Annotated in this window: 20 protein-coding genes and 1 pseudogene; 6 read left to right on the plus strand and 15 right to left on the minus strand. The window is 72.0% G+C overall.

Features of this window, described 5'->3' with window-relative positions; translation table 11 throughout:
• Nucleotides 1–102: 102 nt before the first annotated feature.
• The 7 genes and pseudogenes from ABZ470_RS06605 to ABZ470_RS06635 form a co-directional block, all read right to left on the minus strand.
• Nucleotides 103–1,734: a SulP family inorganic anion transporter gene (locus ABZ470_RS06605; RefSeq protein WP_362910988.1), complete on the minus strand. Its 1,632-nt coding sequence runs from the start codon at nucleotides 1,732–1,734 to the stop codon at nucleotides 103–105.
• 56 nt (nucleotides 1,735–1,790) lie between these two features.
• Complete coding sequence (locus ABZ470_RS06610; RefSeq protein WP_362910989.1) at nucleotides 1,791–2,138, minus strand: metalloregulator ArsR/SmtB family transcription factor; 348 nt, start codon at nucleotides 2,136–2,138, stop codon at nucleotides 1,791–1,793.
• Nucleotides 2,138–2,335: a hypothetical protein gene (locus ABZ470_RS06615; protein ID WP_352008920.1), complete on the minus strand. Its 198-nt coding sequence runs from the start codon at nucleotides 2,333–2,335 to the stop codon at nucleotides 2,138–2,140. The genes ABZ470_RS06610 and ABZ470_RS06615 overlap by 1 nt, the downstream gene beginning before the upstream one ends.
• A gap of 365 nt (nucleotides 2,336–2,700) precedes the next feature.
• A pseudogene (locus ABZ470_RS06620) lies at nucleotides 2,701–2,844 on the minus strand (ClpX C4-type zinc finger protein); the annotation flags it as partial.
• Nucleotides 2,845–2,928: 84 nt separating this feature from the next.
• Nucleotides 2,929–3,687, minus strand: coding sequence for a LytTR family DNA-binding domain-containing protein (locus ABZ470_RS06625; protein ID WP_352008919.1), 759 nt, complete (start codon nucleotides 3,685–3,687; stop codon nucleotides 2,929–2,931).
• Between the two features lie 76 nt (nucleotides 3,688–3,763).
• On the minus strand, nucleotides 3,764–4,948 hold the full coding sequence (locus ABZ470_RS06630; RefSeq protein ID WP_362910436.1) for a histidine kinase: 1,185 nt from the start codon (nucleotides 4,946–4,948) through the stop codon (nucleotides 3,764–3,766).
• A 48-nt stretch (nucleotides 4,949–4,996) separates the two neighbouring features.
• Entirely contained in the window at nucleotides 4,997–5,617 is a 621-nt protein-coding gene (locus tag ABZ470_RS06635; protein WP_352008917.1) for a molybdopterin-dependent oxidoreductase, read from the minus strand.
• 343 nt (nucleotides 5,618–5,960) lie between these two features.
• Here ABZ470_RS06635 and aroF point away from each other — a divergent pair, with 343 nt between their 5' ends.
• Complete coding sequence (aroF, locus tag ABZ470_RS06640) at nucleotides 5,961–6,998, plus strand: 3-deoxy-7-phosphoheptulonate synthase (RefSeq protein WP_362910438.1); 1,038 nt, start codon at nucleotides 5,961–5,963, stop codon at nucleotides 6,996–6,998.
• A gap of 117 nt (nucleotides 6,999–7,115) precedes the next feature.
• Entirely contained in the window at nucleotides 7,116–7,400 is a 285-nt protein-coding gene (locus tag ABZ470_RS06645; protein ID WP_184714681.1) for a YiaA/YiaB family inner membrane protein, read from the plus strand.
• Nucleotides 7,401–7,404: 4 nt separating this feature from the next.
• Here ABZ470_RS06645 and thiI read toward each other — a convergent pair whose 3' ends face one another.
• The 3 genes from thiI to ABZ470_RS06660 all read right to left on the minus strand — a co-directional run bounded on the left by thiI (nucleotide 7,405) and on the right by ABZ470_RS06660 (nucleotide 10,507).
• Entirely contained in the window at nucleotides 7,405–8,607 is a 1,203-nt protein-coding gene (gene thiI, locus ABZ470_RS06650; protein WP_352008915.1) for a tRNA uracil 4-sulfurtransferase ThiI, read from the minus strand.
• Nucleotides 8,608–8,732: 125 nt separating this feature from the next.
• Nucleotides 8,733–9,371 (minus strand): response regulator transcription factor, encoded by a 639-nt coding sequence (locus ABZ470_RS06655; protein ID WP_352009455.1) that lies wholly within the window; start codon nucleotides 9,369–9,371, stop codon nucleotides 8,733–8,735.
• Complete coding sequence (locus ABZ470_RS06660) at nucleotides 9,371–10,507, minus strand: DUF5931 domain-containing protein (protein WP_362910440.1); 1,137 nt, start codon at nucleotides 10,505–10,507, stop codon at nucleotides 9,371–9,373. Before ABZ470_RS06660 ends, ABZ470_RS06655 begins: the two co-directional genes overlap by 1 nt.
• A gap of 120 nt (nucleotides 10,508–10,627) precedes the next feature.
• On the opposite strand from ABZ470_RS06660, the gene ABZ470_RS06665 reads away from it, so the two are divergent.
• Nucleotides 10,628–11,530 (plus strand): MHYT domain-containing protein, encoded by a 903-nt coding sequence (locus tag ABZ470_RS06665; RefSeq protein ID WP_362910442.1) that lies wholly within the window; start codon nucleotides 10,628–10,630, stop codon nucleotides 11,528–11,530.
• A gap of 189 nt (nucleotides 11,531–11,719) precedes the next feature.
• Here ABZ470_RS06665 and ABZ470_RS06670 read toward each other — a convergent pair whose 3' ends face one another.
• Nucleotides 11,720–12,745, minus strand: a complete 1,026-nt coding sequence (locus ABZ470_RS06670; protein WP_352008912.1) for a 6-phosphofructokinase — start codon at nucleotides 12,743–12,745, stop codon at nucleotides 11,720–11,722.
• Between the two features lie 148 nt (nucleotides 12,746–12,893).
• Here ABZ470_RS06670 and glpK point away from each other — a divergent pair, with 148 nt between their 5' ends.
• A complete protein-coding gene (glpK, locus tag ABZ470_RS06675; protein ID WP_362910444.1) occupies nucleotides 12,894–14,384 on the plus strand; it encodes a glycerol kinase GlpK in 1,491 nt (496 codons plus the stop codon).
• Here glpK and ABZ470_RS06680 read toward each other — a convergent pair.
• Both ABZ470_RS06680 and ABZ470_RS06685 read right to left on the minus strand, forming a co-directional pair.
• On the minus strand, nucleotides 14,350–16,128 hold the full coding sequence (locus tag ABZ470_RS06680) for a N,N-dimethylformamidase beta subunit family domain-containing protein (protein WP_362910446.1): 1,779 nt from the start codon (nucleotides 16,126–16,128) through the stop codon (nucleotides 14,350–14,352). The two genes, glpK and ABZ470_RS06680, sit on opposite strands and share 35 nt — an antisense overlap.
• Before the next feature lie 134 nt (nucleotides 16,129–16,262).
• Nucleotides 16,263–17,216 carry a beta-propeller fold lactonase family protein gene (locus ABZ470_RS06685; RefSeq protein ID WP_362910448.1) on the minus strand — a complete coding sequence of 318 codons (954 nt, stop codon included), beginning with the start codon at nucleotides 17,214–17,216 and terminating at the stop codon, nucleotides 16,263–16,265.
• Nucleotides 17,217–17,414: 198 nt separating this feature from the next.
• On the opposite strand from ABZ470_RS06685, the gene ABZ470_RS06690 reads away from it, so the two are divergent.
• Nucleotides 17,415–18,314, plus strand: a complete 900-nt coding sequence (locus tag ABZ470_RS06690) for a helix-turn-helix domain-containing GNAT family N-acetyltransferase (RefSeq protein WP_362778675.1) — start codon at nucleotides 17,415–17,417, stop codon at nucleotides 18,312–18,314.
• 103 nt (nucleotides 18,315–18,417) lie between these two features.
• On the opposite strand, the gene ABZ470_RS06695 is transcribed toward ABZ470_RS06690, so the two are convergent.
• Nucleotides 18,418–19,503 carry an alkaline phosphatase PhoX gene (locus tag ABZ470_RS06695; RefSeq protein ID WP_362910450.1) on the minus strand — a complete coding sequence of 362 codons (1,086 nt, stop codon included), beginning with the start codon at nucleotides 19,501–19,503 and terminating at the stop codon, nucleotides 18,418–18,420.
• A 198-nt stretch (nucleotides 19,504–19,701) separates the two neighbouring features.
• On the opposite strand from ABZ470_RS06695, the gene ABZ470_RS06700 reads away from it, so the two are divergent.
• Nucleotides 19,702–22,683, plus strand: coding sequence for a P-loop NTPase fold protein (locus ABZ470_RS06700; protein ID WP_362910452.1), 2,982 nt, complete (start codon nucleotides 19,702–19,704; stop codon nucleotides 22,681–22,683).
• A 7-nt stretch (nucleotides 22,684–22,690) separates the two neighbouring features.
• On the opposite strand, the gene ABZ470_RS06705 is transcribed toward ABZ470_RS06700, so the two are convergent.
• Entirely contained in the window at nucleotides 22,691–23,908 is a 1,218-nt protein-coding gene (locus tag ABZ470_RS06705; protein WP_362910454.1) for an MFS transporter, read from the minus strand.
• Nucleotides 23,909–23,923 lie beyond the last annotated feature (15 nt).

Below are 23,923 nucleotides of genomic sequence, written 5' to 3' on the forward strand. Positions count from 1 at the left end.
TAACGGTGCGTAGTCGTCGATGTACGGAGCGTTCGGAGACGACGAGCGGCAGCGCCCGGACGACGAGCGGTAGCCCCTCCTTGGAACACCTCCCCCGGCCGGTCAGGCCGGTCCTGCGGCCAGCACCCCGGTGCGATGGAGGTGGTCGCGGGCCGCGGCGATGGCCTGCGGGGTGGTGGCGAAGACGTGTCCGGCCTCGTCGAGGTCCGCGATGACACCCAGGGCGTTCAGCGGCTGGTGGTGGCCGTCGCGGATGCCCGAGACGTAGACGGTGATGCCGCGCCGTCGCAGCCGCCCGATGGCGTCGGCCAGGACCAGGGCGCCGCTGGCGTCCACGGTGGTGACCCTGGACATGCGCAGGATGACCACCGAGACGTCGGCGACCTCCGACAGCTGCAGCAGGAAACGGTGGGCCGCGGCGAAGAACAGCGGCCCGTCCAGGCGGTAGGCGACGATGTGCTCGGCCAGCAGGGCGTGTTCCTCGTCGGTGTGGTCACCGGGCAGGTCGGGCCGCAGCGGCATGGCCTCAAGGCGGACGTCGCGGGCGACGGCCCGCAGCGCCAGTGCCCCGGCCACGATCAGGCCGAGGATGACCGCCTGGACCAGGTCGAGCGCCAGGGTGGCGACGGCGGTCAGCGCCAGCACCACGGCGTCGCCGCGGGTCGAGCGCAGCATGGCGACGACCGAGCCGACCTCGACCATCCGGATCGCGGTGGCCAGCAGCACCCCGGCCAGTGCGGCCAGCGGGATCCTGGCGACCAGCCCGGCGGCGGTGAACACGATCAGGCCCAGGATCACGGCGTGCGCCAGCGCGGCCAGCCGCGAACGGGCGCCCGAGCGGACGTTGACGGCGGTACGGGCGATCGCGCCGGTCGCCGGGACGCCGCCGAACATCGGCGCGAACACGTTGGCCAGTCCCTGCCCGAACAGCTCCCGGTCGGGGTCGTGCCGGTGGTTGACGCTCATTCCGTCGGCGACCGCGGCCGACAGCAGCGACTCAAGCCCGGCCAGCGCGGCCACCGCGACGGCCGGGGCCAGGAGCGACCCCAGGGCCGCGGGGTCGAGGAAGGACAGTGAGGGGGCGGGAAGCCCGGCGGGCAGTTCGCCGATCCGGCTCGCCTCGATTCCGGTCAGCTCGACCACGACGGTCGCGCCCGCCACGGCCAGCAGGGAGAAGGGGACGGTCGGCCGCCATCTGGCGCCCACGAGCATCGTCGCGACCACCCCGGCCGCGATCGCCGGGGCCCACCCCCCGGGGTCGGCGGCGAAGTCGAGCACGGCCCGCCAGGCCACGACCGTGACCTTCTCCCCCTCGGGCGTCGGGACGCCGAGCGCCGCCGGGATCTGCTGGAGCCCGATCACGCAGGCGATGCCGAGGGTGAAGCCCTCGACCACCGGGGCGGGCACCAGCGCCATGTACCGTCCGGCACGGGCCAGCGCCAGCGCGATCAGCAGCAGCCCGGCCATCACGCCGACGGTCAGTACTCCCGAGGCGCCGTGCTCGTGCACGATCGGCACCAGCACCACCGTCATCGCCCCGGTCGGGCCGGACACCTGCAGGCCGGATCCGCCGAAGAACGCGGCGACCGTGCCCGCGATCACCGCGGTGGCCAGCCCGGCCGCCGCGCCGAGTCCCGAGGAGATGCCGAATCCGAGGGCCAGCGGCAGCGCCACGATCGCCACCGTCAGCCCGGCCAGCAGGTCCCTGCCCGGGCGGCGGGCCATCGCGGCCATGTCCGCCCTGCCGGGCAGCAGCGCGCGCAGGCGGCCGCCCGGCGAAACCACCGTGTTCACGACGTGCCGCTCCCCGCCCTGTCCCGCAGCAGTTCGTCGAGCAGTTCGTTCTGCCCGGCCAGCTTCTCCGTCAGGAGTTCGCGCGCCGCCCGCAGCAGGCCCGCGACGCGCCCACCGGCCAGCGCGTAGACCACGGTGCTGCCCTCGCGCTGCGCGGTGACCAGCCCGGAACGGCGCAGCACCGCCAGGTGCTGGGACAGGCCGGTCGGCTCGACCTCGATCTCGGCCAGCAGTTGCCGTACCGGCCTGGGGCCGTCCTGCAGCAGTTCCAGCACCCGGATGCGCACCGGGTGCCCCAGCAGCCGGAACAGCTCCGCCTTGGCCTCGTACAGCGGTACCGACATCACGAGTCCGCCTCCTCCTCGGCCTGGGGGCCGAGGTCGAGGCTCACTCCGTGTTCGCGGGCCAGACGCCGGACGTCCTCCCACTCGTTCTTGGCCGCCAGGCCGGCGTGCACGTCGTCGTCCTCACGGGCCTGCTGCAGGGCCTGCCAGGCCTGGCGCGCCCGTTCTCTGATCGCCGCGGCGAAAGCCGTACTCACGTCATCCCTTCGATCGCGGCGCGACCCGGGGGGACACACCTACGTAATTGCGAATTTTCGCAATTACGATACCTCGTGGCCGGACCACCCCGGCCCGCGAGGGGTCACTCCTCGCCGGAGAAGCGCTCCCAGGCCGACTGACGCGTCATGCCCAGGGCGGCACCGATCCTGGCCCAGGTGACCCCGCGCCCGCGCAGCCGTTCGATCCAGGCCCGCAGGTCGCCCTCGACCCTGGCGCTCGCCGCCGCGACGCGGGGCAGGTGGGCGAGGATCTCCTCCTCGGTCATGCCCTCGGGCCAGGGGATGCCGGGGACCTCCTCCTCCGGCTTCTCCGGCTCGCCCTGCTCGGCCGTGGACGTCCGGGTCTCGGCGAGGATCGCGACGCAGAGGTCGACGCACTCGTTGCAGATGTAGACGCCGGGACCGGCGATCACCTTCTCCACCTCGGTCTTCGGCTTGGCGCAGAAGGAGCAGTGGATCTCCTGCTCGGCGAAAGACGTCACGGGCATACGGCCCTCCACACGTATGGCTGTCAGGCCCACCCTGACAAGCATCGCCGCGAGCCTATACCGTCAGGCAGCGCCTGACAAACATCAACCGAGCGTCCCCTGGGAGGCCGGACGGTCCTGGAGCTGACGGACGAGCCGCTCCCTGACCCGGCGGGTGTGGCGGCGGCTGACGGGCAGCGTCTCCGCGCCCACCCGCAGTGTCACCCGGCCGCCGTCGAAGTGCAGTTCGCTCACGTGCCGCGCGGAGACCAGCGTGCTGCGGTGCACACGTATGAAACCGGAGGAGGCCCAGCGGCGTTCGAGCGCGGCCAGCGACATGCGCACCAGGTAGTCGCCGTCGACGGTGTGCAGCCGCACGTAGTCGCCCTTCGCCTTGGCGAACCTGACCGCCTGCTGGGGGACGAACCTGGTCCTGCCGCCGAGCTCGACCGGGATGACGTCGTCGATCTCCGGTCCTTCCGACGCCTGCGCGGCGCATTCGAGACGCCGTACGGCCTCCGCCAGCCGGTCGGGCCTGACGGGCTTGAGGAGGTAGTCGACCGCCTCAAGCTCGAAGGCCTGGACGGCGCAGTCCTCGTGCGCCGTGACGAACACCAGCCGGGGCGGGTTGGGGAAACCGCCGATGAGACGGGCCATGTCGAGGCCGTCGAGGCCGGGCATCCTGATGTCGAGGAAGACTCCGTCGAGCCGTTCGCCCGCCCCGATCATCTGGACCATGTCCTGCAGCGCGTTCACCCCTCCCGAGGCGGTGAAGACGTGCTCGATGCGGGGGTCCTGACGCAGGAGGTAGGCCAGTTCCTCCAGCGCGGGGACCTCGTCGTCGACAGCCAGGACTCTCAACATGGCCCCACGCTGCCCGCTACGGCCGCCTTCCCGCAAGGGAAGAGGAAACTTAGCGTAACGAGATGACTACAATTAGCTATGCCCGGCAGGAGAGCTTGGGAAGGCGCAGCCGCACCTTGGTGCCCGCGCCGGGCGCGGTCTCCACGACGAGCCCGTAGTCCTCGCCGTAGATGTGGCGCAGCCGTACGTCCACGTTGGCCAGGCCTATCCCGCCCTCACCCCGTTCGTTCCGCGAGTCGTCGCCCAGCAGCAGCCTGGCCCGTTCCGGGTCCATGCCGAGTCCGTCGTCCTCAACGCTGACGTGCGCCTCTGAGCCCGCGTCCGAGGCCAGCACCCGCACCTCACCACACCCCCCGGTCTCGCCCATGCCGTGCTTGATGGCGTTCTCGACGAGCGGCTGCAGGCACAGGAACGGCACCGGGACCGAGAGCACCTCCGGGGCCACCCTGACGGTGAAACGGAGCCGTTCCCCGAACCTGGCGCGCTCCAGCAGCAGGTAGCGGTCGACGCAGTGCAGCTCGTCGGCGAGGGTGGTGAAGTCACGCTCACGGCGCAGGGCGTATCTCGTGAAGTCGGCGAAGTCCATCAGCAGCTCGCGGGCCCGCTCCGGGTCCGTGCGGACGAACGAGGCGATGGTGGTCAGCGAGTTGTAGATGAAGTGCGGGGAGATCTGCGCCCGCAGGGCCCGGGTCTCCGCCTCCATCGCACGCCGCCGTGAGGAGTCCAGCTCGGCCAGTTCGAGCTGGCACGACACCCAGCGGGCGACCTCGGTGACGGTCCTGACCAGTGAGGGGCCGACGGCCGAGTCGTAGGCGGCCAGCGCTCCGACGACCCGTCTGTCCACGGTGAGCGGGACGACGACCGCCCCTCTGATCGCGCATCCGGGGACGCCGCAGGACAGGGCGTGCCCGGTCACCACACGCGGCCTGCCCGAGGCCAGGACCGCACGGGCGTGGCCCGGGGCGTGCTCACGCTGGCAGTCCACCTCGCCGTCCCAGGCGAGCACGCCGTCCACGTCCGTCACCGCGATGGCGCCCGCGCCCAGCAGGGCGCGCAGGTGCCTGATCGTCTTGCGGGCCGAGTCGCGCGTCAGGCCCGCGCGCAGGGAGGGGGCCGCCAGCGCGGCGACGTGCAGGGTCGCGAAGGTGGCCTCGTCCGGTGAGCCGCCCGCGCGCCGGGGGAAGACGGGGGTACGGCCCGGCACAACGAATCCCAGGAGAGTCCTGACGGCGCAGAGCAGCGCCCAGACACTGGTCGACATGCGGGAAACCGTAGTCAAACCCGCCTGTCAATCAGGCAAGAACGCCGATCACGGCGGCCCTTCACCCGGTTCCTCCTGATAGGAGTAGCGCTGCTCCCGCCACGGATCGGCGACGTTGTGGTAACCGCGCTCCTCCCAGAAGCCGCGCCTGTCCTCCACGAGGTACTCGATGGCGCGCACCCACTTGACGCTCTTCCAGGCGTAGAGGTGGGGAACCAGGGCGCGGACGGGGAAGCCGCGTTCCGGGGTGATCGGCTTGTCGCCGAGTTCGAGGGCGAACAGCGTGTGGTCGCGGGCGAAGTCGCTCATCCGCACGTTGGCGCTGTAGCCGTACTCGGCCCAGATCATGACGTGCCTGACCTCGGGGGCCGGAGGGACCAGCTCCATCAGCGTGGCGGCCGAGACGCCGCGCCACTCGTTCCCCATGACCGAGAACTTGGTGACGCAGTGGAAGTCCGCGACGACGGTGGTGCGGGGCAGCTCGGAGAACTCGGGCCAGGTGAAGCCGTGCGGCTCCCCGGAGGCCGTGGCCCCCATCACCTGCAGCCGCCAGGAGGCGGGCCGGAAGGTGGGCACCCTCCCGTAGTGGATCACCGGATAGCCCCGGGGAACGTACTGGCCGGGAGGCAGGCGCGCATCCTCCCCCGGAGGTTCGGGCTGCTCCACCATCACTCCCCTCGCCGTCGCGCCCCGATCACTCGGGGCAATCCTGCCATCGTGCGTCCACCGCCCTCGCGGCGGCCACCCGCTAACGCGTCGCCGGTGTCACCCGGCGTTCACGGGCCCGCCATGGTTCCCCGGCCCCTCGCCGTCGCCTCCCGGCGGTGCGCTACTATTGCCCGCGATGCGTACTGCGTTCTGGTTTTGGTATGGCGACGGACCCGTGGGTCGGACCGTTCGCCTCCAGATGCTGCGCTAGACAGCCAGGCGAACGTGAAGGCCCCGGGTCCGGACAACGGACTCGGGGCCTTTCGTTTTCCCGGAACTTCCACCGGATCAGCGAAGGAGAGACATGGTCATCGTCATGGGCCCCGACGCCACACAGGGCGACATCGAGGCGATCGTGGAGATCATCGGCACCGCGGGCGGCGACGCCTTCGTCAGCCGTGGCGTCAGCCGTACGATCATCGGCCTCGTGGGCGACGTGGAGCAGTTCGGCGCGCTCAACCTGAAGGGCATGCGCGGAGTCGCCGAGGTGATGAGGGTGACGGCCCCCTACAAGCTCGTCAGCCGGGACAACCACCCCGAGCGCTCCACGGTCAGGGTCGGCGGCGTGCCGATCGGGCCGGGCCTGGTCACCCTGATCGCCGGCCCGTGCGCGGTCGAGACGCCGCAGCAGACGCTCGACGCGGCGCTCATGGCCAAGGCCGCGGGTGCGACCCTGCTGCGCGGGGGCGCCTACAAGCCCCGCACCTCCCCCTACGCCTTCCAGGGGCTGGGCGAGGCGGGCCTGCGCATCCTCGCCGACGTGCGCGAGCAGACCGGGCTGCCCATCGTGACCGAGGTCGTGGACGCCCACGACGTCGAACTTGTCGCCTCCTACGCGGACATGTTGCAGATCGGCACCCGCAACGCGCAGAACTTCGCGCTGCTGCAGGCGGTCGGCGGGATCGGCAAGCCGGTCATGCTCAAGCGCGGCATGAACGCCACCATCGAGGAGTGGCTGATGGCGGCCGAGTACATCGCCCAGCGCGGCAACCTCGACATCGTGCTGTGCGAGCGCGGCATCCGCACCTTCGAGACGGCCACCCGCAACACCCTTGACGTCTCCGCGGTTCCGGTGGCCCAGCGGCTTTCCCACCTGCCGGTCATCATCGACCCGTCCCACTCGGGCGGACGGCGTGACCTTGTGCTCCCGCTGACCCGGGCGGCCATCGCCGTCGGGGCGGACGGAGTGATCATCGATGTGCACCCGCAGCCCGAGCTGGCCCTGTGCGACGGCCCGCAGGCACTGGTCCAGAGTGATCTTGAGGAGCTCTCCGAGGTGATGCGCGCCCTGCCCCCGCTGCTCGGCAAGACGGCGAGCGGTGACGCCCTCGCCACCGCCTGACGACCACCGGCGAGTACGGCCCGGCCCGTGGGCCGTACTCGCCAGTAGCATCGTACTCACCGGTAATTAAGTAGGAACACCCAGGCGTCACGGCCGGCGGCCGGGGATCGTTGGGGCATGACCAAGACGATCCAGCCACGGCACACCGGCGCCTTCTACATCCAGTCGGTCCTGTCCTTCTGCGTCTCCGTCTCGGCGGTCGCCATCGGAGTCGCCTACCTCCCGGTCGAGGCCTGGGTTCGCGCCTTCCTCGGCATCGGCGTCCTGTACGTCGTCACCTCGGCCTTCACCCTGGCCAAGTGCGTGCGCGACCGTCAGGAACTGACCGACGTCACCAGCCGCGTCGACCGGGCGCGGCTGGAGAAGCTCCTGACGGAGCACGACCCCTTCAAGCCCGTCTGAGGCCTCACACCTGCAGCTTGTACTCCTGCAGGGAACCGGCCAGCTGCACGGCGAGCTCCTCGGCGTCCAGGCGCCGCTCGATCTGCTTCAGATCGGCGATCTTGGCGGCGGTCTCCGCCCTGCGGGGCGCCAGGAGCGTGCAGCAGTCCTCGTCGGGCAGCTCGGAGATCTGCAGGGTGCCGATGCGGCGGGCCTCCGCCATGATCTCCGTCTTGTCGAGGCCGATGAGCGGGCGCAGGATCGGCATGTCGACCGCGTCGTCCTGGGCGGTGATGTTCTGCAGCGTCTGGGAGGAGACCTGTCCCAGCGAGTCGCCGGTGACCAGCGCCCCGGCCCTGAGGCGGCGGGCGACCTCCTCCGCGGTCTTGAGCATCAGGCGCCGCTGGGAGATGACCGCCAGCCGCTCCTGGCCCGAGGCCTTGATGGACTGCTGGGCCTTGCCGAAGGGGACGACCCACAGGCGGGACCTGCCCTGGAACTTGTCCAGCGCCCTGGCCAGGGCGTACGCCTTGTAGATCGACTCCGAGGTGGTGAACGGGATGCCGGAGAAGTGCAGGAAGTCCACCCGCAGGCCCCGGCGCATCATCCGGTAGGCCGCGACCGGGGAGTCGATGCCGCCGGACATCAGCACCAGGCCCCTGCCGCTGGTGCCGACCGGCAGCCCGCCCTGGCCCGGCTGCCCGCCGGTGAAGACGAAGACCTCGTCACGGTCGACCTCGATGGAGACCACGAGCTGCGGGTTCTTCAGGTCGACCGGCAGGCCGTAGATGTCGTTGAGCTCGCCGCCCACGGTCCGGTCGAGCTGCATCGAGGTCAGCGGGAAGCGCTTGTCGCGACGGCGTGAGCGGACCGCGAAGGAGACGCCCCGCCGGACGTCCTCCCGGTCGGCGAGCAGTTCGATCGCCGCCTTGGTGACCGCAGAGGGGTCCTTGGCGACCCGCCACGCGCGATGGATCCAGACCAGGCCGGGCACGTTCCCGACGCGCTCGGCGACCGCGTCGGCCCGTTCGACCCCCGAGCCCTCCGGCAGGAAGAGCGCGATGACTCCGTGACGCTGCCGCAGATCGACCTTGAAGTCCAGGTCCTTCACGGAGGCCTTGATGTTGGACTGCAGGGTGCGTTCGAAGAGCTCGCGGTTGTTTCCCTTGAGGACGACCTCGCCCAGTTTGAGCAGAACGCAGGGCTCGCCCAAGGCCGACATCGTCATGGCGTAACCTCCGGTGGAACTTCGAGGGGAAAAGGGGCGCACGGCACCGCCGTCACGCGGCGGGAGCCCTCAGGACCGCGCCACAACGCCAAGTGTCGCGCGTTACCTGATAAAGACAACTCACTTTAGTCGCCCCCGGGACCGTCGAGCCCCCTCTCGATGGCGTAACGGATCAGCTGGGCCCGGTTGTGCAGCTGGAGCTTGTTCAGGGTGTTCTGGACGTGGTTCTGCACGGTCCTGTGCGACAGGACCAGACGCTCGGCGATCTGCCGGTAGGACAGTCCCTTGGCGACCAGGCGGAGCACCTGCGTCTCCCGCTCGGTCAGCCGGGGGCCGTCCGCGGGGACCGGCTGGGCGGCCAGCCTGCGGTACTCCCCCAGCACGAGCCCGGCCAGGCCCGGGGTGAAGACCGCGTCGCCCTGCGCGGTACGGCTGACCGCGTCGAGGAACTCCTGCCTGCTCGCCGACTTGAGCAGGTATCCGGAGGCGCCCGCCTTGACCGCCTCAAGCACGTCCTCCTGCTCGCCGCTGGCCGACAGCACCAGGATGCGGGGCTGGGGGTCGTGCGCCGCCAGCCGCCTGGCCACCTCGACCCCGGACAGGTCCGGCAGCCGCAGGTCGAGGACGACCAGTTCGGGCCTGACCGCGGCCGCGGCCCTGAGCGCCTGAGCGCCCTCGCCGACCGTCGCCACGACCTCGTATCCCGCCTCGGTGAGGTCCCTGGCCACGCCGTCCCGCCACATCGGGTGGTCGTCAACCACCATCACGCGCATCCGCCAAGCCTAGACCGGACGGGGACGGACATCTCGATCTCCGTCCCCTCGCCGGGGGACGACATGATCGTGACCGTGCCGCCCAAATCGGTGACGCGGCCCCTGATGGACTGGGCGACACCGAGCCGCCCGGCCGCGGCGGCCTCCTCAAGGCGTCCGGCGGGGATGCCCGGCCCCTCGTCCCTGACCGTGACGGTGATCAGGCCGTCGTCGCTCTCGGCGAAGACCCAGGCGGGGGCGTGCGGGCCGCAGTGCCCCGCCACGTTGTCCAGGGCGGCGCCGACCGCCGCGGCCAGCTCCCTCGCGACGGTCTCGGGCAGGGACATGGGGGTCGCGGGGACCGAGACGGTCACCGAGGCCGAGCCGTACGCCTGGAGCAGGACGCGCAGGTCGGCGACGCCGTCGCGGGGCGGCTCAGGGCGGAGCCTGACGAGCTCGCGCAGCGCGGCCTCCTGCTCGCCCGCGAGCCTGCCCAGCTCGGCGGCCTCCCCGCCGATCTCCTGGCCCCTGCGCTGGACCAGCGCCAGCACCTGCAGCACCGAGTCGTGGATGTCCCTGGCGATCCTGTCCCGCTCGCGCCCTGCGGCCTCGATCTCGATGGCCCGCTGCAGGCGCGCCTCGGCCCTCCTGGCGAGCTGGGCGACGTGCCCCACCAGGACCCCGGCGAGGAAGAGCAGCACGCTGCCGTTGATCGGCAGGTTCTCGAAGCCGACACCGGATCCGCGCAGGTCGTGCAGCCACAGGTCGGCCACTGAGACGACCAGGGCCGCGACCGCCCCGGCGCGGCGCCCGCCGTACACGCCCCAGGCCAGTACGGCGCCGCCCATCCAGGTGCCGGTCACCGGCAGGCTGCCCGTCCGGTAGGCGCCCTGGACCAGCGGGGTGGCCAGCAGGCAGCCGAGCGTCACGACCATGTCGGCGGCCAGCAGCGTACGGCCGCGCAGCTCGGGTGAGGAGTAGGCGAAGGTCGCCGCCGCGCTCCACAGCGCCATGACGCAGATCACCAGCCAGCCGGTCACCGGATGGGCGTATCCGCCCGCGCGCAGCAGCAACAGGACCGCGTAGACCAGGGAGGCGACGCGGAAGACCGCGATGACCCGCCAGAACGGACCTTCGATCCCCGTCACTCCTGGACCTTATCGCCACCCGCAACCCTCCCTTCTCTTCCGCGAAACCCCCTCTTTTACGCACAACGACCAACAACTGTCATAATCCAACAAATCACCCACTGACTCAGAAATTGGAACATGTCCCACGTAGACCACTTCTCATATGGCCTGGTCACCCCCATCGCGGCCTATATCGTCTCGACCATCGGGTGCATGCTGGGCCTGGCGCTCACCGCCAAGGCACGGGCCGCGACCGGGCCCGCGCGGGCGCGCTGGCTGGTCGGAGGAGCCCTCTCCATCGGGGGCACCGGCATCTGGGTCATGCACTTCGTCGCCATGATGGGCTTCACGGTCGGCGGCAACCCCATCCGCTACGACGTGCTCCTGACGAGCGTCTCCATGCTCCTGGCGGTCGTCATCGTCGGCGGCGGACTCTTCCTGGTCTCCTCGAAGAACTACAGCGCGTCCCGGCTGGTGGTCAGCGGCATGGTCACCGGAGTCGGCGTGGCCGGGATGCACTATCTCGGCGTGTCCGCGATGAACATGTCGGCGACCGTCTACTACGACGTGACGCTGATCGCCCTGTCGGTCGTCATCGCCATGGTCGCCTCGACCGTGGCGCTCTGGTTCAGCGTCAAGACGGACGGGACGCTCGCCACCGCGGGCGCGGCCCTCATCATGGGTGTCGCGGTGTGCGGCATGCACTACGTCGGGATGTTCGCGATGGAGGTGCGCCCCCGCATCTCCCTGACGCCCGTCGACGGCGCGCGCGGCATCGACTTCATGCTGCCGGTCCTGGGAGCGGTCAGCCTGCTGACGCTGGGCCTGCTGCTCGCCGTCATCCTGGCGCCCTCCGAGCAGGAGATGCGTACGGACGCCGAACTGCTGGCCCAGCTGGAGAACCGCCGCACCACCGCGCGTCACGCCGCGACCGCGGCCGCGGCGAGCGCCCCCGCCGCGCAGAACACCGGGCAGAACACCGTGCGGAACGCCCCCGCCGAGCAGCGACGTCCCTCCCTGTTCGACGCCCAGGACAGGTGATGTACGGCTTGCGCCCGGACGGGCCGCTGCTGAGGCGCAAGCCGTACATGGAGAGGTAGCGGATCGTCGCGCATCCGCGGCCCGACGGTATGCCCGGGGGGTTGCAGAACGTTTGCAGGCCGATACAAGGCGTGGGCGGCGCCCCGTCACCGGTGCGCCGCCCGTCGATCCCGCCGGTTTCCCGGCCCGTCAGCCGAAGAAGACCTCGGCCTCCTCGTAACGGCTGACCGGCACGGTCTTCAGCTCTCTGGTCGCCTCGTCGAGGCCGACGGTGACCACGTCCGTGCCGCGCAGCGCGACCATGGTCCCGAAGCGCCCCTCGTGCACCGCGTCGATGGCGTGCAGCCCGAACCGGGTGGCCAGCACCCGGTCGAAGGCCGTGGGTGTGCCGCCGCGCTGGATGTGCCCGAGGACCGTGGTCCTGGCCTCCTTGCCGGTGCGCTTCTCGATCTCCTTGGCGAGCATCTCGCCGATGCCGCCGAGGCGGACGTGCCCGAAGGAGTCGAGTTCGTTCGCCTGCAGGGTCATCTGCCCCTCGATCGGGTGCGCGCCCTCCGCGACCACGATGATCGGCGCGTAACGGGTCTTGAAGCGTGACTCCACATAGGCGCAGACCCGGTCGATGTCGAAGGGCTTCTCCGGGATGAGGATGACGTTCGCCCCGCCCGCCATGCCCGCGTGCAGGGCGATCCAGCCCGCGTGACGGCCCATGACCTCGCAGATCAGGGCACGGTGATGGGACTCGGCGGTGGTGTGCAGCCGGTCGATCGCCTCGGTCGCGATGTTGACCGCGGTGTCGAAGCCGAAGGTGTAGTCGGTCGCGTTGAGGTCGTTGTCGATGGTCTTGGGCACTCCGACGACGTTGACGTCCTTGTCGAAGAGCTGCTTGGCGACGCCGAGGGTGTCCTCGCCGCCGATGGCGATGAGCGCGTCGACCCCGGTGGCGGCGAGGTTGTCCTTGATTCGCTCGACACCGCCGTCGATCTTGATCGGGTTGGTCCGCGACGAGCCGAGGATCGTCCCGCCGCGTGGCAGGATGCCACGGACCGCCTGGACGTCCAACGGCATGGTCTCGCCTTCGAGCGGCCCTCGCCACCCGTCACGGAAACCGACGAACTCGTGACCGTAGACACTCACGCCCTTGCGCACTGCGGCGCGGATAACGGCGTTGAGGCCGGGGCAGTCGCCGCCCCCGGTAAGCACTCCAATACGCATGGCATCCTCCGGTGGTGGTTCCGAGGCAAGACGGCCAGACTTAAATGGGGTGACGCGGCCGGCGGTCGAGGGATTTTCGGACGCCGACGCAACGCATTCTGCCTGCCGACACGCCAATGGTCTAGACCAAATCGAAGGAGTCCCTCATATGTCGGTTCTCGCCATCGACGCCGGGACGACCGGGGTCACCGCGCTGGTCGTGACCGAGGACGGCCGGGTCGACTCCCGCGGCTACCAGGAGTTCCCTCAGTACTTCCCAGAACCGGGATGGGTCGAACACGATCCCGGGGAAATCTGGCGGGCGACCCTGGCGGCCTGTGGTATGGCGTTGGAGAGGACGGGCACGAGGCCGACATGTGTGGGGATCACCAACCAGCGCGAGACCGCGGTGGTGTGGGATTCGGACACCCTCGCCGCGCCGCGCCCGGCGATCGTCTGGCAGGACCGCCGCAGCGCGGGGATCTGCGCGCGGCTGCGCCAGGCCGGGCACGAGCCCCGCGTCAGCGCGCTGACCGGGCTTCGGCTCGACCCGTACTTCACCGCGACCAAGCTCACCTGGATCGCCGAGAACGACCCCCGCTCCTGGGCGCGGGTGCTGTCCGGCGAGGCCGTCGTCGGCACCGTCGACTCCTATCTGGTCGCGCGGCTGACCGGCGGCGCCCGGCACGTGACCGACGCCTCCAACGCCTCCCGCACGCTGCTGTACGACCTGGAGGCCGGCGGGTGGTCGGCGGAGCTGTGCGGGTTCTTCGGGGTGCCGCGCGAGGCCCTGCCGGAGATCGTCCCCAACCACGGGGTGATCGGTGTGACCGACCCGGACGCCTTCCTCGGTCTCCGCCTGCCGATCGGCGGCATGGCGGGCGACCAGCAGGCGGCGCTGTTCGGTCAGGCGTGCTTCTCCCCCGGCGACGTCAAGTGCACCTACGGCACGGGGTCGTTCGTGCTGATCAACACCGGCTCCAAGCCGGTACGGCCGGGCGGGGGGCTGCTGACGACCGTGGCGTGGCAGTCGCCCTCCGGTGAGATCACCTACGCCCTGGAGGGTTCGATCTTCGTCACCGGAGCCGCCGTGCAGTGGCTCCGCGACGGGCTCGGGCTGATCGGCCACGCGCCGGAGTCGGAGGCGCTGGCCCGTACGGTCCCCGACAGCGGCGGCGTGGTCTTCGTGCCCGCGCTGACCGGGCTCGGCGCGCCGTACTGGGACCCGGACGCCCGGGGCGCGATCCTCGGCCTCACCCGGGGCACGACCGCCGCCCACCTGGCCAGGGCGACGCTTGAGGCGATCGCGTTCGAGGTGCGCGACGTCGTCGAGGTCATGACGGGCTCGGCGGGCCTGCTGATGCCCTCGTTGAAGGCCGACGGCGGGGCCAGCGGCAACGACCTGCTCATGGAGACGCAGGCCGCCCAGCTCGGTGTGCCGGTCGAACGGCCCGCGGTCCAGGAGACCACCGCGCTCGGGGCGGCCTTCCTGGCCGGGCTCGGCACCGGTGTCTGGTCCTGCGCGGACGAGCTGCGCGAGACGTGGACCCTGGACCGGCGCTTCGAGCCCGCCGGGCGGGACGAGAAGGCTCACGAGGCCGCCGAGGCGGCCTACGCCCGCTGGCTCAAGGCCGTCGGCCGTGCCCGTTCCTGGGTGTGAACCGGTGCCGGTCGTGCCGGGCGCCGCGCGCGGCGGGGCGGTGCCCGGCCCGGTGGCGCTTCCAGCGGCTCATCGGCACGCGGTTCTTCGCGGCGTCGCGGGCGCGGTCCCGGACCTGGTCCCCGGCCCTCCGTACCGGGTTCAGGCCGAGCGCGGCGAGGTTGTCCCTGGCCGGGTGCCTGAGGGCCGCCGGGCCCTCGGCGAAGGCCCGCAGCACGTTCGTCGTCGCGGCGCGGACGAAGGCCCCGGCCCGGTCGGTGACGCCGTGGCCGCAGGCGGAGCCGCGCATCGCGCAGACCCAGCGCATCGTGCCCGTGCTGAACACGCCCGCGCCGCTCGGCGCGGTGTAGTAGGCGCTGTGCGCCGTCGTCGGCCTGCCGCTGCAGTCGACCGGGGAGACGGACAGGACCTCCATCGGGCGCGGCAGCGGCATCGTGGGCAGCACCTCGTCGGTCTCCACCCCCGCCAGGCCGGGGAAGGAGGTGCCGCGCCGTACGCCGGTCCCCTCGAAGACCCAGCTGTCGGGGGTGTGGACCACGTAGGTCGCCTCCGCCGGGAAGCAGGTGTACATCGGGCCGGTCAGTGAGCTCTCCGGCTCGGTCACCCGCCAGCGGTCGGTGGTCGGGTCGACCCTGCCGTCCTTGTGGCAGATGACCAGGCGGTTGGGGCCGAGCGGCGTCGAGGCGAAGCGGATGCGCCAGTAGACGGCGTTCGCGCCGAGGAAGGCGAGGTTGACGCCCTGGTCCCGCGCGTCCTCGACCGTACGGCGCATGCCGGCCGACCAGTACTCGTCGTGCCCGAGGGAGACCAGCCCCCTGGCCCCGTCGAGGATGTGCGGGTCGTCCTCCAGTTCGAGGCTGGTGATGTAGGCCAGCGGGGCTCCGCTGTGCTCGGCCACCTCGATCGCGGGGCGCTCCATGTCGAGGAACAGCCTGGCGCCCGAGGTGTCGTAGGGACGGTCGAAGCTGACGGCCGTCGACCTGTCCTCGAAGCCGCCCGGCCCCTGGTAGAGACTGCGCCCGCCCCAGAGGTTGTAGGCCTGCCAGGTGGTGACGCCGTTGACGACGACCAGGCGTCCCTCGGTCGAGGCCGACCGCACCGTGATCGGGACGAACCGCCTGCCGCCGGTCGAGGCCTCAAGGCGGATCAGGTAGGAGCCCTCCGGCCAGTCCGCGGTGTCGACGACCGGGCCGGGCCTCCAGTGGGCCGCGGTGACCGTGCGGGTCCCGGGGATCGTCCTGGCGGGCTCCTGGACCGTCCCCGGCAGCTTGTCCGACCGCCAGACCCTCCTGGCCCCGGCGCCGCCGTACCAGCCCATCCTGAAGGCGGTCGCGGTGTAGTGGGCGGCCGTGGTGGACACGCGCAGCCGGAAGGTCTGGCCGGGCAGCACGCTCACCTTGTCGGCGTAGCCCTCGATCTCGTGCTCGCCGCCCCTGGGGGTGGCCTGCCAGAGCGGGTCACCCGGCTTGGCGTTCTCGGCCACGGTCGGGTTCGGCTCCGTCGCTGTCGCTGTCGCTGTCGCCAGGGGCGCCGTGCCCTCCAGGGCCGCCCCGGCCGCCGCGGGTGAGCCCTTCACGGGCAGCGCCCCGCCACCGGCCGGGGCGCCGGGGAGGTCAGGGGCCACAGCCGCGGTGCCGGACACAGTGCCGGACACGGTGCCGGTCGCCGGGGCGCACCCGGCGACCGCCGCGACCGTGGTGATCACAGCCAGTGTGACCGTCAGATGAGTGAACGCTCGGAACATGACATCCAGCATGATCACGGGAACCCTCCCCACCGGGGAGGCCTGTCCGTGATTGTCCGGGGACTTGGCCGGATCTTGGTCCGCACGCGCCCCAGGACGTTCCAGGGCGCCTCAGGACGGTCTCAGGGCGACTTTCAGGGCAGGGTGAGCACGCACGCGGGGGTCCCGGTGACGAACACCACGGGGTCGGGCTGCGGGACGCCGTCCTTGAGCACCAGCACGGCGACGCCGTCGGAACGCTGGTTGGCCACGTACATCCGGTTGTCGGCGATGGCGAAGTGCCTGGGCCACGACCCGCCGCAGGCGACCTCGGCGACCGGCTCCAGGGTGTGCGGGGACAGGACGGAGACGGTGTCCGGGCCCCGGTTGGCGACGTAGAGGAACCCGCCGGAGACCTCAAGGTGGGAGGGATAGTTCGTACCCGGCGCCGAACTGGACGGGGCCGCGGCCACCTCGTTCCAGGCGTCGTCGTAGACACGGACCGTGCCGTCGAGCTCCCCTGCCACGTACCAGTGGTCCGCGAAACGGGTCATGTGCCGGGGACCCATGCCCGGTGCGAGCCGTACCGGGCCGTCGGGGTGGGGGACGACCCTGTCGTCGTCCGGGTCGGTGAGGTAGCGGCGCACCTCGTCGGCGCCCAGATCGGGCACGTAGAGGACGCCGTCGGCGCCGAAGACCGTCTGGTGGGCGTGGGAGCCGTCCCGGTAGGGGAAGGAGCACAGCTCGGTCAGCAGGCCCGCGGCCCCGACGCGGTGCACGCTCACCGTGCCGTCGCCGTAGTTGGCCACCGCGAGCAGCCTCCCCGACGGGTCGACGGACAGGTGGCAGGGGAAGGAGCCGCCGCTCGGCCGCTGCCCGAGGGGCGTGGGGGCGCCCTCGCCGAGGGCGTAGACGCCGACGGTGCCGCGCTCGCTCTCCCCGACGGTGTACAGGATCGGGAGGCGGGGGTGGACCGCGAGGAAGGAGGGCCCGCTGGCGGGCGTGGTGCCGAGCCTGGTGAGACTGCCCAGCTCGACCACGGTGATCCCCGTGCCCGATCCCCCGGTGTCGGGGGTGTATCCGCCGATGTACGCGACCTCAGCCATCATGCTCCCGTCACTGGGTCGGGCGGCCCGGGCCGCCCGAAATCTTCAACCGTTCTCGGCCAGTCTGCGAACTTAGCGCAGCGACTCGGCCCCTGGGCACCCGGCTTTTCCCGGATGCGATCCCCTGTCCCGCTCGTGGCTCCATGCCCCTCGCGGGGGCCTTCATTGACCTGGACAACGGGAAAGTTGATCGTGTCAACCATGGAGAACCTCGTCGCGCGGATACGCGCGTTCAACCACTTCTACAACGAGGTCATCGGCGCTCTCCACCGGGACATGGTCAACACCCCCTACTCCCTCACGGAGGTGAGGGTCCTGTGCGAGCTCAACCTGCGGGACCGCATGGAGACCGGCGAGCTGCGGCGGCTGCTCGAACTCGACTCCGGCTACCTCAGCCGGATGCTGGGGCGCTTCGAGACCGACGGGCTGGTCACCCGTGAGCGCTCGCCCGCCGACGCCAGGCGGCAGATCGTCGCGCTGACCGAGGCGGGCAGGATCGCGTTCACGAACGTCGACGAGCGTTCGGCCGCGCAGGTCCGGGACCTGCTCGAAGGACTGACCGAGGAGGAGCGCGACCGGCTCGCCGCGAGCATGACGACGATCAGGGAGATCCTCTCCAGGAACAGGAGCGCGGCGCCGTACGTCATCCGTCCGCCCCGGCCGGGGGATCTGGGCTGGGTCGTGCAGCGGCACGGGGTGCTCTACAGCCAGGAGTTCGGCTGGGGCCTGTGCTTCGAGGCCAGGGTCGCCAGGCTCGTGGCCGACTACGCGGAGAAGTACGACCCGAGGCGGGAGGCCTCGTGGATCGCGGAGGTCGACGGCGACCGTGTCGGCTGCGTCTTCTGCGTCCGCAGGGACGACGAGACGGCCCAGCTCAGGCTGCTGCTCGTCGAGCCCTCCGCCAGGGGGATGGGCATCGGCGGGCGGCTCGTCGACGAGTGCCTGCGCTTCGCGGGCGAGGCGGGCTACCGGCGGATCATGCTGTGCACCAGGGACGTACTGACCGACGCCCGGCGGATCTACCGCACGGCGGGCTTCGAGCGGGTCGAGGAGCACACCATGGGCGGCGTCGTCGAGGAGACCTGGGTCATGGACCTTTAGCCGGCCCCTTCCCGTATTAATTCCTTCTATTTTGATAGGTATTTTATGGAGGGGATCCGGGCATCCACGGGGAAGGAGGCGACGGTGCGGTTCCACCGGGCCGTCAGCGGGGGAAGGGGCCGGTGATCTCGTAGGTGACGCCGTCGGTGCCCGCGGCGTCGTCCCGGCGGCCGCGCTGGGAGGAGAAGTACAGGCGGGCGCCGTCCGGGGAGAGGGCGGGGCCGGTGATCTCCGAGCCGGGGTGCCCCTCGACCCGCAGGAAGGGGGCGGCCGTCCGCCCGGGACCGGCCAGGACGAGTTCCATGGGGTCCCCGGCCTCCGCGGTCTCGACGGTTCCGAGCCGTTCCCGCAGGGTGTCGTAGGCCCAGACCCGTCCGTCGTCGCCGCTGGCGAACAGGCACACCCCGGCCGAGTAGTGGCAGGCGCCTCCCCCCTGGAACCTGTGGGCCGTGTCCACCTGGTGGCGGGTCGCCTCAAGCAGCGCGGCGGGGTTGGGCACCCGCCGCCAGGCCGTCGAACCGTCTCCCGGCAGGACGCAGAGCACCTCCAGCCTGCCGGTCGTCAGGTCTCCCCAGCAGGCGGGGACGAACCGGTAGAGGCAGCCGTCCGGTTCGTCCTCCGTCAGGTAGACCACCCGGTTGACCGGGTCGCAGGCCGCGCCCGCGTGCCTGAAGCGGCCCATGGCCAGGCGCGGCATCGCGGCGCGCACGCCGTACGGGTCGCACTCGAAGACCTGTCCGCGTGCGGTCTCCTCGCACGAGAGCCAGGTCTTCCACGGGGTCGCGGCCCCGGCGCGGTTGAGGTCGGTCCCCGACAGCACGCGGTAGGCGCCGTGCACGCTCCCGTCGGGCCGGAACCTGATGGCGGTCGCGCCGCCGAGCAGCGGGATCTCCGAGTTGGACACGTAGACCCAGCCGTCCCCGTCGGGGAAGCAGGCGCCGTCGCCGGGGGCCGGGTGCCAGAGCACCCCGCCGACCCGGTGGCCGGTGCGGGCGACGACCCGGCTGGAGAAGCCCTCGGGCAGCACGACCCCGTTGGCGTCCGGGGGCCTCGGCGGGCCGTACGGGCCGGACAGCACGGCCAGGCCGCCGCGGGAGGCGTCCGCGCCGGCGGCGCCCCACCGCAGAGGTCCCGCGAAGGTCGTTCCCGGCGCGGGCTCCCCGGTGCGCACGAACGTACGGCGAAGCATCGCTCCTCCTCGTCACCTTCACGGTAGACGGCCAGTCGATCGGACCCACGTGAACAGGGCGACTCCCCCCGCTCAAACTTTGCGGAAACCGGAGAGCAAGCGTTTCCCAAAACCGGGCGTTTCATGCCCGATGTCCCCGATCACCGCCACCCGGGCGTTCACAGTGGAGATCACACCGTCGTCAGAGCGGGGGCACCGTTGAGCGAGGGACTCACGTTCGCCGATCCGGCGGCCCGGGCCGTTCCCGCCGAGGGAGGCCGCCGGGCCCTGGTCCTTCTCGACGCGCCGGACCCCTCCTCTCAGGAGGCCCCCGCGCGTCCCGACGCCCGCCTGGCGGGCGCGCTGCGCGCCGAGGGCTTCGCCGTCGAGGCCGAGTACGGCCGGGGCGCGCGGTGGGACGGCGAGCGGGTGTGGGAGTTCCTGGGTTCGGCCAGGGAGGACGACCTGCTGCTGATCCGGCTGCCCTCGGACGGCGGCTGGACGTCCAGGCAGCTGGGGGCCATGATCGGCGCGTTCGGCAGGCGGGTCGGCCGGTCACTGGCCACGGCCGTGCTGCTGGTCGTCGACTTCGGCTGGAGCGCCCTGGAGGAGACGGCCTCCCCCGTGCGGCGGCTCGCGGTCGCCGGTGAGCCCAGGATGGCCGCGGCGGCCCTGACACTGACGCTGAAGGTCGGCGAGGCGCCGAGGGGGCCCGCGCGGAGCCTGACGGACGTGATCGCGGAGGGGCTGGCGACCAGGGCCGCCGACCTCGACGGCGACGGCGTGATCACCGTCGGCGAGCTGCACGCCTACGCCCTGGAGCGCTACGCGGCGGCCTGCGCCGCCCGCGTCCCCATCCTGATCGCCTACGGCGCCGTGGCCGACGTCCCGCTGACCGGCGGTCCCGGCCCGGCCCGGGCCGTCCCCGCCGCCCTCGCGCGGGCCGCCGCGGGGCTCGGCGGCGCCGTGGCGCCCGCGTCGGGGTTCGAGGTCGTCAGGCGCGTCTACGAGCTGCACCTGAGCGAGGCGGGCAGACGGCTGCTGCGGGTGGCCTCGCTGCTGGCCGAGGACGAGTCGGTCGAGGAGGTCTTCGGCGACGCGGCCGAGCTCGGCCGGTGGGGGCTGCTCGGCGAGCGCACCACGTTCGCCCACCCGGACGTGCGGGCCTTCGGCTACTCACGGCTGACGCCCGCCGAGCGCGCGCAGACCTCCGCGCTGCTGCGCCGCAGACGGGCGGGGCTGCGGGCCGTACCGCCGAGGGCCCGGCTGACGGCCGACCGGTGGACCACGCAGGACCAGCTCGGGCACCGGCTCTACGCGGAGGCCGTGGCCGCGTTCGTCAGGCACCCGGAGACCCGGCCCCCGCTCACCATCGGCGTCAAGGGGCCGTGGGGGGCGGGCAAGACCTCTCTGATGCGGATGATCCAGGACCTGCTGGACCCGGGGGCCGCGGGGAACACCCCGGCGAGGATCCACCTGCCGGGAATCGGCCCGTCCGGCGCCCGTGCGGGCAGGACGCCGACCAACGCCGAGGTGCTCGCCCACGCGGGACGGCGCCGGGCGGAGGACGGGGAGGGCGCGGTGCGCGCGGAACCCGGCCACCTTCCCGTACGGCAGGCCGACTGGCGCCCGACCGTCTGGTTCAACCCCTGGATGTACCAGAACGGCGAGCAGGTCTGGGCCGGGCTCGCCCACGAGATCATCAGCCAGGTCACCGAGCGGCTGCCGAGGGCGGAACGGGAGCGTTTCTGGCTGCGGCTCAACCTGGCCAGGATCGACAGGGAGGCGGTCCGGCGGCGCGCCTACCGGCTGGCGCTGACCCGGCTCGCGCCGCCCGCCCTCTGCCTGGTCGCCGGGCTCGTGCTGACCGGCGCGCTGCTGGCGGCCTCGGCGCTGCTGCCCGCCGCCGGAGAGATGATCCGGCACCTCGCCGCCGCCGTCGGCACCGTGGGCTCGGCCGGTGTGCTCGGGGCGGGAGCCGTACGGCTGGCGCGGTTCTTCGGCGAGTCTGCCGACAACGCCTTCGCCGAGCTGGTGCGCAGGCCGGACCCGCTGGCCCGGGACGCGGGCGGGCTCTTCGCCGAGGCCGTGACCGGCCCCGGCTACCGGTCCAGGACCGGGTTCCTGCACCTGGTGCAGACGGACATGCGGCACGTGCTCGACCTGGTCGCCACCGAGGAACGGCCGCTCGTGGTGTTCGTCGACGACCTCGACCGGTGTTCGCCGGGGACGGTCGCGCAGGTCATCGAGGCGATCAACCTGTTCCTCGCCGGTGAGTTCCCCAACTGCGTCTTCGTGCTGGCGATGGAGCCCGAGGCGGTGGTCGCGCACGTCGAGGCCGCCTACCGGGACCTGACCGAGGCGCGGCCCGCCTCCGGGGCCGGGCTGGGGTGGCGGTTCCTGGAGAAGATCGTGCAGCTGCCGCTGAGTGTGCCGCTGCTCGACGACGCCGACCGGCTGCCCGCCTTCGTCCGGGCCCTGCTGGGCGTGCCCGACCCCGCGGAGGGGCAGGACGTGCCGTTCGTCGCGCCGCCGCGCTCCCCCGCCGACCCGCCGATCGCCGACCCGCTGCCCGGCCCGGCGGAGCCGCCGGACCCGGTCCAGGTGAGCCGTCTTGAGGAGGCGATCTGGGCGCTGCGGCCCACGGCCACGACCCTGGACGAGGCGGCGAGGCTGGCGCAGGAGAGGCTGGGCGTCGAGAGCCGCGACATGGTCGGCGGCCTGTCCTCGGCGGCGCGCGAGGCGGCCGACCGGGTCTTCGACGACCTCTACAGCGACGAGAACGCCTACCGGGCGATCGAGTTCGTGCTGCCCGCGCTGACGTTCTCCAACCCACGGCAGATCAAGCGCTATGTGAACGTCTTCCGGTTCTACTCGTTCCTGACCTACCGCCGGGCGCTGGCCGGGGCGGCGCCCGCCTCCGACGCCGAGGTCGCCAAGCTCGCGGCGCTGACCGTCAACTGGCCGCACCTGCTGTCGTCGCTGGTCACCGAGGCCGGGGGGCCGAGCGCGCTGGAGGGCCTCGAAGGCGCCGCGGGCACCGGCGACGACAGGATCTGGGAGCGGGCCGTACGGCAGGCGGGCCTGACGGGCGAGGGCCTCGGCGGCCCCAGGGACTCCTGGGGTACCGAGCTCGACGCCCTGCGCGAGTTGCTGTCGCGGCCGCACCCGATCGCGGGACTGGCCCGTCACCTGCTCTGAACGGCCCTCAGGACCCCTTGCCGAGGCGGGGCAGGCGGCGGATGGGCCAGGCGACGACAAGGGCCGCGGCGCAGCCAAGGGCGATCACGGCGGCGGCCAGCAGCATGTCCCTGATGCCGAACAGCGCGCTGGCGGGACCGGCGATCGCCTGGCCGAACGGGACGGCCAGGATCGACCCGGCGATCTCGTAGGCCGCCACCCGGTTGAGGCGGTCGGCGGGGATGTGGGTCTGCACGGTCGTGGCCCACTGGACACCCCAGAACGCCCAGCCGAGGCCGCTGACGCCGTAGCCGAGCATGAGCAGCGGCAGGGAGGGGACCAGCGCCGCCGCCAGCGGCATCAGCGGGAAGAGGAACATGGCGACCGCGCCGCCGAACAGGGGACGGGAGGGGCGCAGCCTGAGCGCGGCCAGCCCGCCGAGGACGCAGCCCGCCCCGAACGCGGCCTCGGCGAAGCCGAACGCCGCCTTGCCGTGCGCGGCGATGATGGAGGCCGCGCCGAGCGGGGTGATCGGCCCCCAGACGAACACCCCCAGCACCCACCAGATCAGGATGACCCCCCACAGCCAGGACCGGGAGCGGAACTCCTTCCAGCCGGTGCGCAGGTTCTGCAGGGTCGTGGCCGACCGGTCGACCTCGAAGGCGGGCAGCCGCAGCGCCACCAGGCAGATCCCGCTGACGGCGAAGGTCGCGGCGTCGATGGCGAACACCCAGCCCGCCGAGGTCACGGCCAGGAGCGTTCCGGCGATGGCGGGACCGGCCATCGTGGACAGGCCCTCGCTCACCTTCAGCACCCCGTTGGCCTGCTGCGGGTCTGCGGCGACCTGCGGCACCAGGCTGGAGACGCCCGGCTGGAACATCGCGGTCGCCATCCCGCCGAGCACCGAGGTGACGATGATGAACCACACCGGCGGATGGCCGAGCCCCAGATAGAGCGCGAGCGAGCCCTGGATCAGAAACCGGGCCGCGTCCGAGCCGATCATCAGCGGGCGGGGGTGGAACCGGTCCGCCAGCACTCCGCCGAACACCACGAAGAGGGCGAAGGCCCCCATCCAGGCGGCCAGTGCGAACCCTGCACCGCTCACCCCGTAGCCGAGGGAGAGCATCGCGACCGAGAGGGCGACCGGGAACATCGCGTCGCCCAGCATCGACACGATGCGGGCGACGAAGTAGAGGCGGAAGTTCCTGGTCCACAGACGGGTAGGGGCCGCGACGGGGGGAAGCACGCGGGCACTGTGTCA

The organism is Streptosporangium sp. NPDC020072 (assembly GCF_040631445.1).
GTDB lineage: Bacteria > Actinomycetota > Actinomycetes > Streptosporangiales > Streptosporangiaceae > Streptosporangium.

What these genes read in the sequence shown, in the direction of transcription:
- ABZ470_RS06655 (WP_352009455.1), bottom strand. Translation starts at nt 9,371, where the DNA reads ATGGTGGTTGACGACCACCCGATGTGGCGGGACGGCGTGGCCAGGGAC.
- ABZ470_RS06680 (WP_362910446.1), bottom strand. Translation starts at nt 16,128, where the DNA reads ATGTTCCGAGCGTTCACTCATCTGACGGTCACACTGGCTGTGATCACC.
- ABZ470_RS06685 (WP_362910448.1), bottom strand. Translation starts at nt 17,216, where the DNA reads ATGATGGCTGAGGTCGCGTACATCGGCGGATACACCCCCGACACCGGG.
- ABZ470_RS06605 (WP_362910988.1), bottom strand. Translation starts at nt 1,734, where the DNA reads ATGGCCGCGATGGCCCGCCGCCCGGGCAGGGACCTGCTGGCCGGGCTG.
- aroF (WP_362910438.1), top strand. Translation starts at nt 5,961, where the DNA reads ATGGTCATCGTCATGGGCCCCGACGCCACACAGGGCGACATCGAGGCG.
- ABZ470_RS06625 (WP_352008919.1), bottom strand. Translation starts at nt 3,687, where the DNA reads ATGTTGAGAGTCCTGGCTGTCGACGACGAGGTCCCCGCGCTGGAGGAA.
- ABZ470_RS06610 (WP_362910989.1), bottom strand. Translation starts at nt 2,138, where the DNA reads ATGTCGGTACCGCTGTACGAGGCCAAGGCGGAGCTGTTCCGGCTGCTG.
- ABZ470_RS06645 (WP_184714681.1), top strand. Translation starts at nt 7,116, where the DNA reads ATGACCAAGACGATCCAGCCACGGCACACCGGCGCCTTCTACATCCAG.
- ABZ470_RS06635 (WP_352008917.1), bottom strand. Translation starts at nt 5,617, where the DNA reads ATGGTGGAGCAGCCCGAACCTCCGGGGGAGGATGCGCGCCTGCCTCCC.
- ABZ470_RS06630 (WP_362910436.1), bottom strand. Translation starts at nt 4,948, where the DNA reads ATGTCGACCAGTGTCTGGGCGCTGCTCTGCGCCGTCAGGACTCTCCTG.
- ABZ470_RS06670 (WP_352008912.1), bottom strand. Translation starts at nt 12,745, where the DNA reads ATGCGTATTGGAGTGCTTACCGGGGGCGGCGACTGCCCCGGCCTCAAC.
- thiI (WP_352008915.1), bottom strand. Translation starts at nt 8,607, where the DNA reads ATGACGATGTCGGCCTTGGGCGAGCCCTGCGTTCTGCTCAAACTGGGC.
- glpK (WP_362910444.1), top strand. Translation starts at nt 12,894, where the DNA reads ATGTCGGTTCTCGCCATCGACGCCGGGACGACCGGGGTCACCGCGCTG.
- ABZ470_RS06695 (WP_362910450.1), bottom strand. Translation starts at nt 19,503, where the DNA reads ATGCTTCGCCGTACGTTCGTGCGCACCGGGGAGCCCGCGCCGGGAACG.
- ABZ470_RS06665 (WP_362910442.1), top strand. Translation starts at nt 10,628, where the DNA reads ATGTCCCACGTAGACCACTTCTCATATGGCCTGGTCACCCCCATCGCG.
- ABZ470_RS06690 (WP_362778675.1), top strand. Translation starts at nt 17,415, where the DNA reads ATGGAGAACCTCGTCGCGCGGATACGCGCGTTCAACCACTTCTACAAC.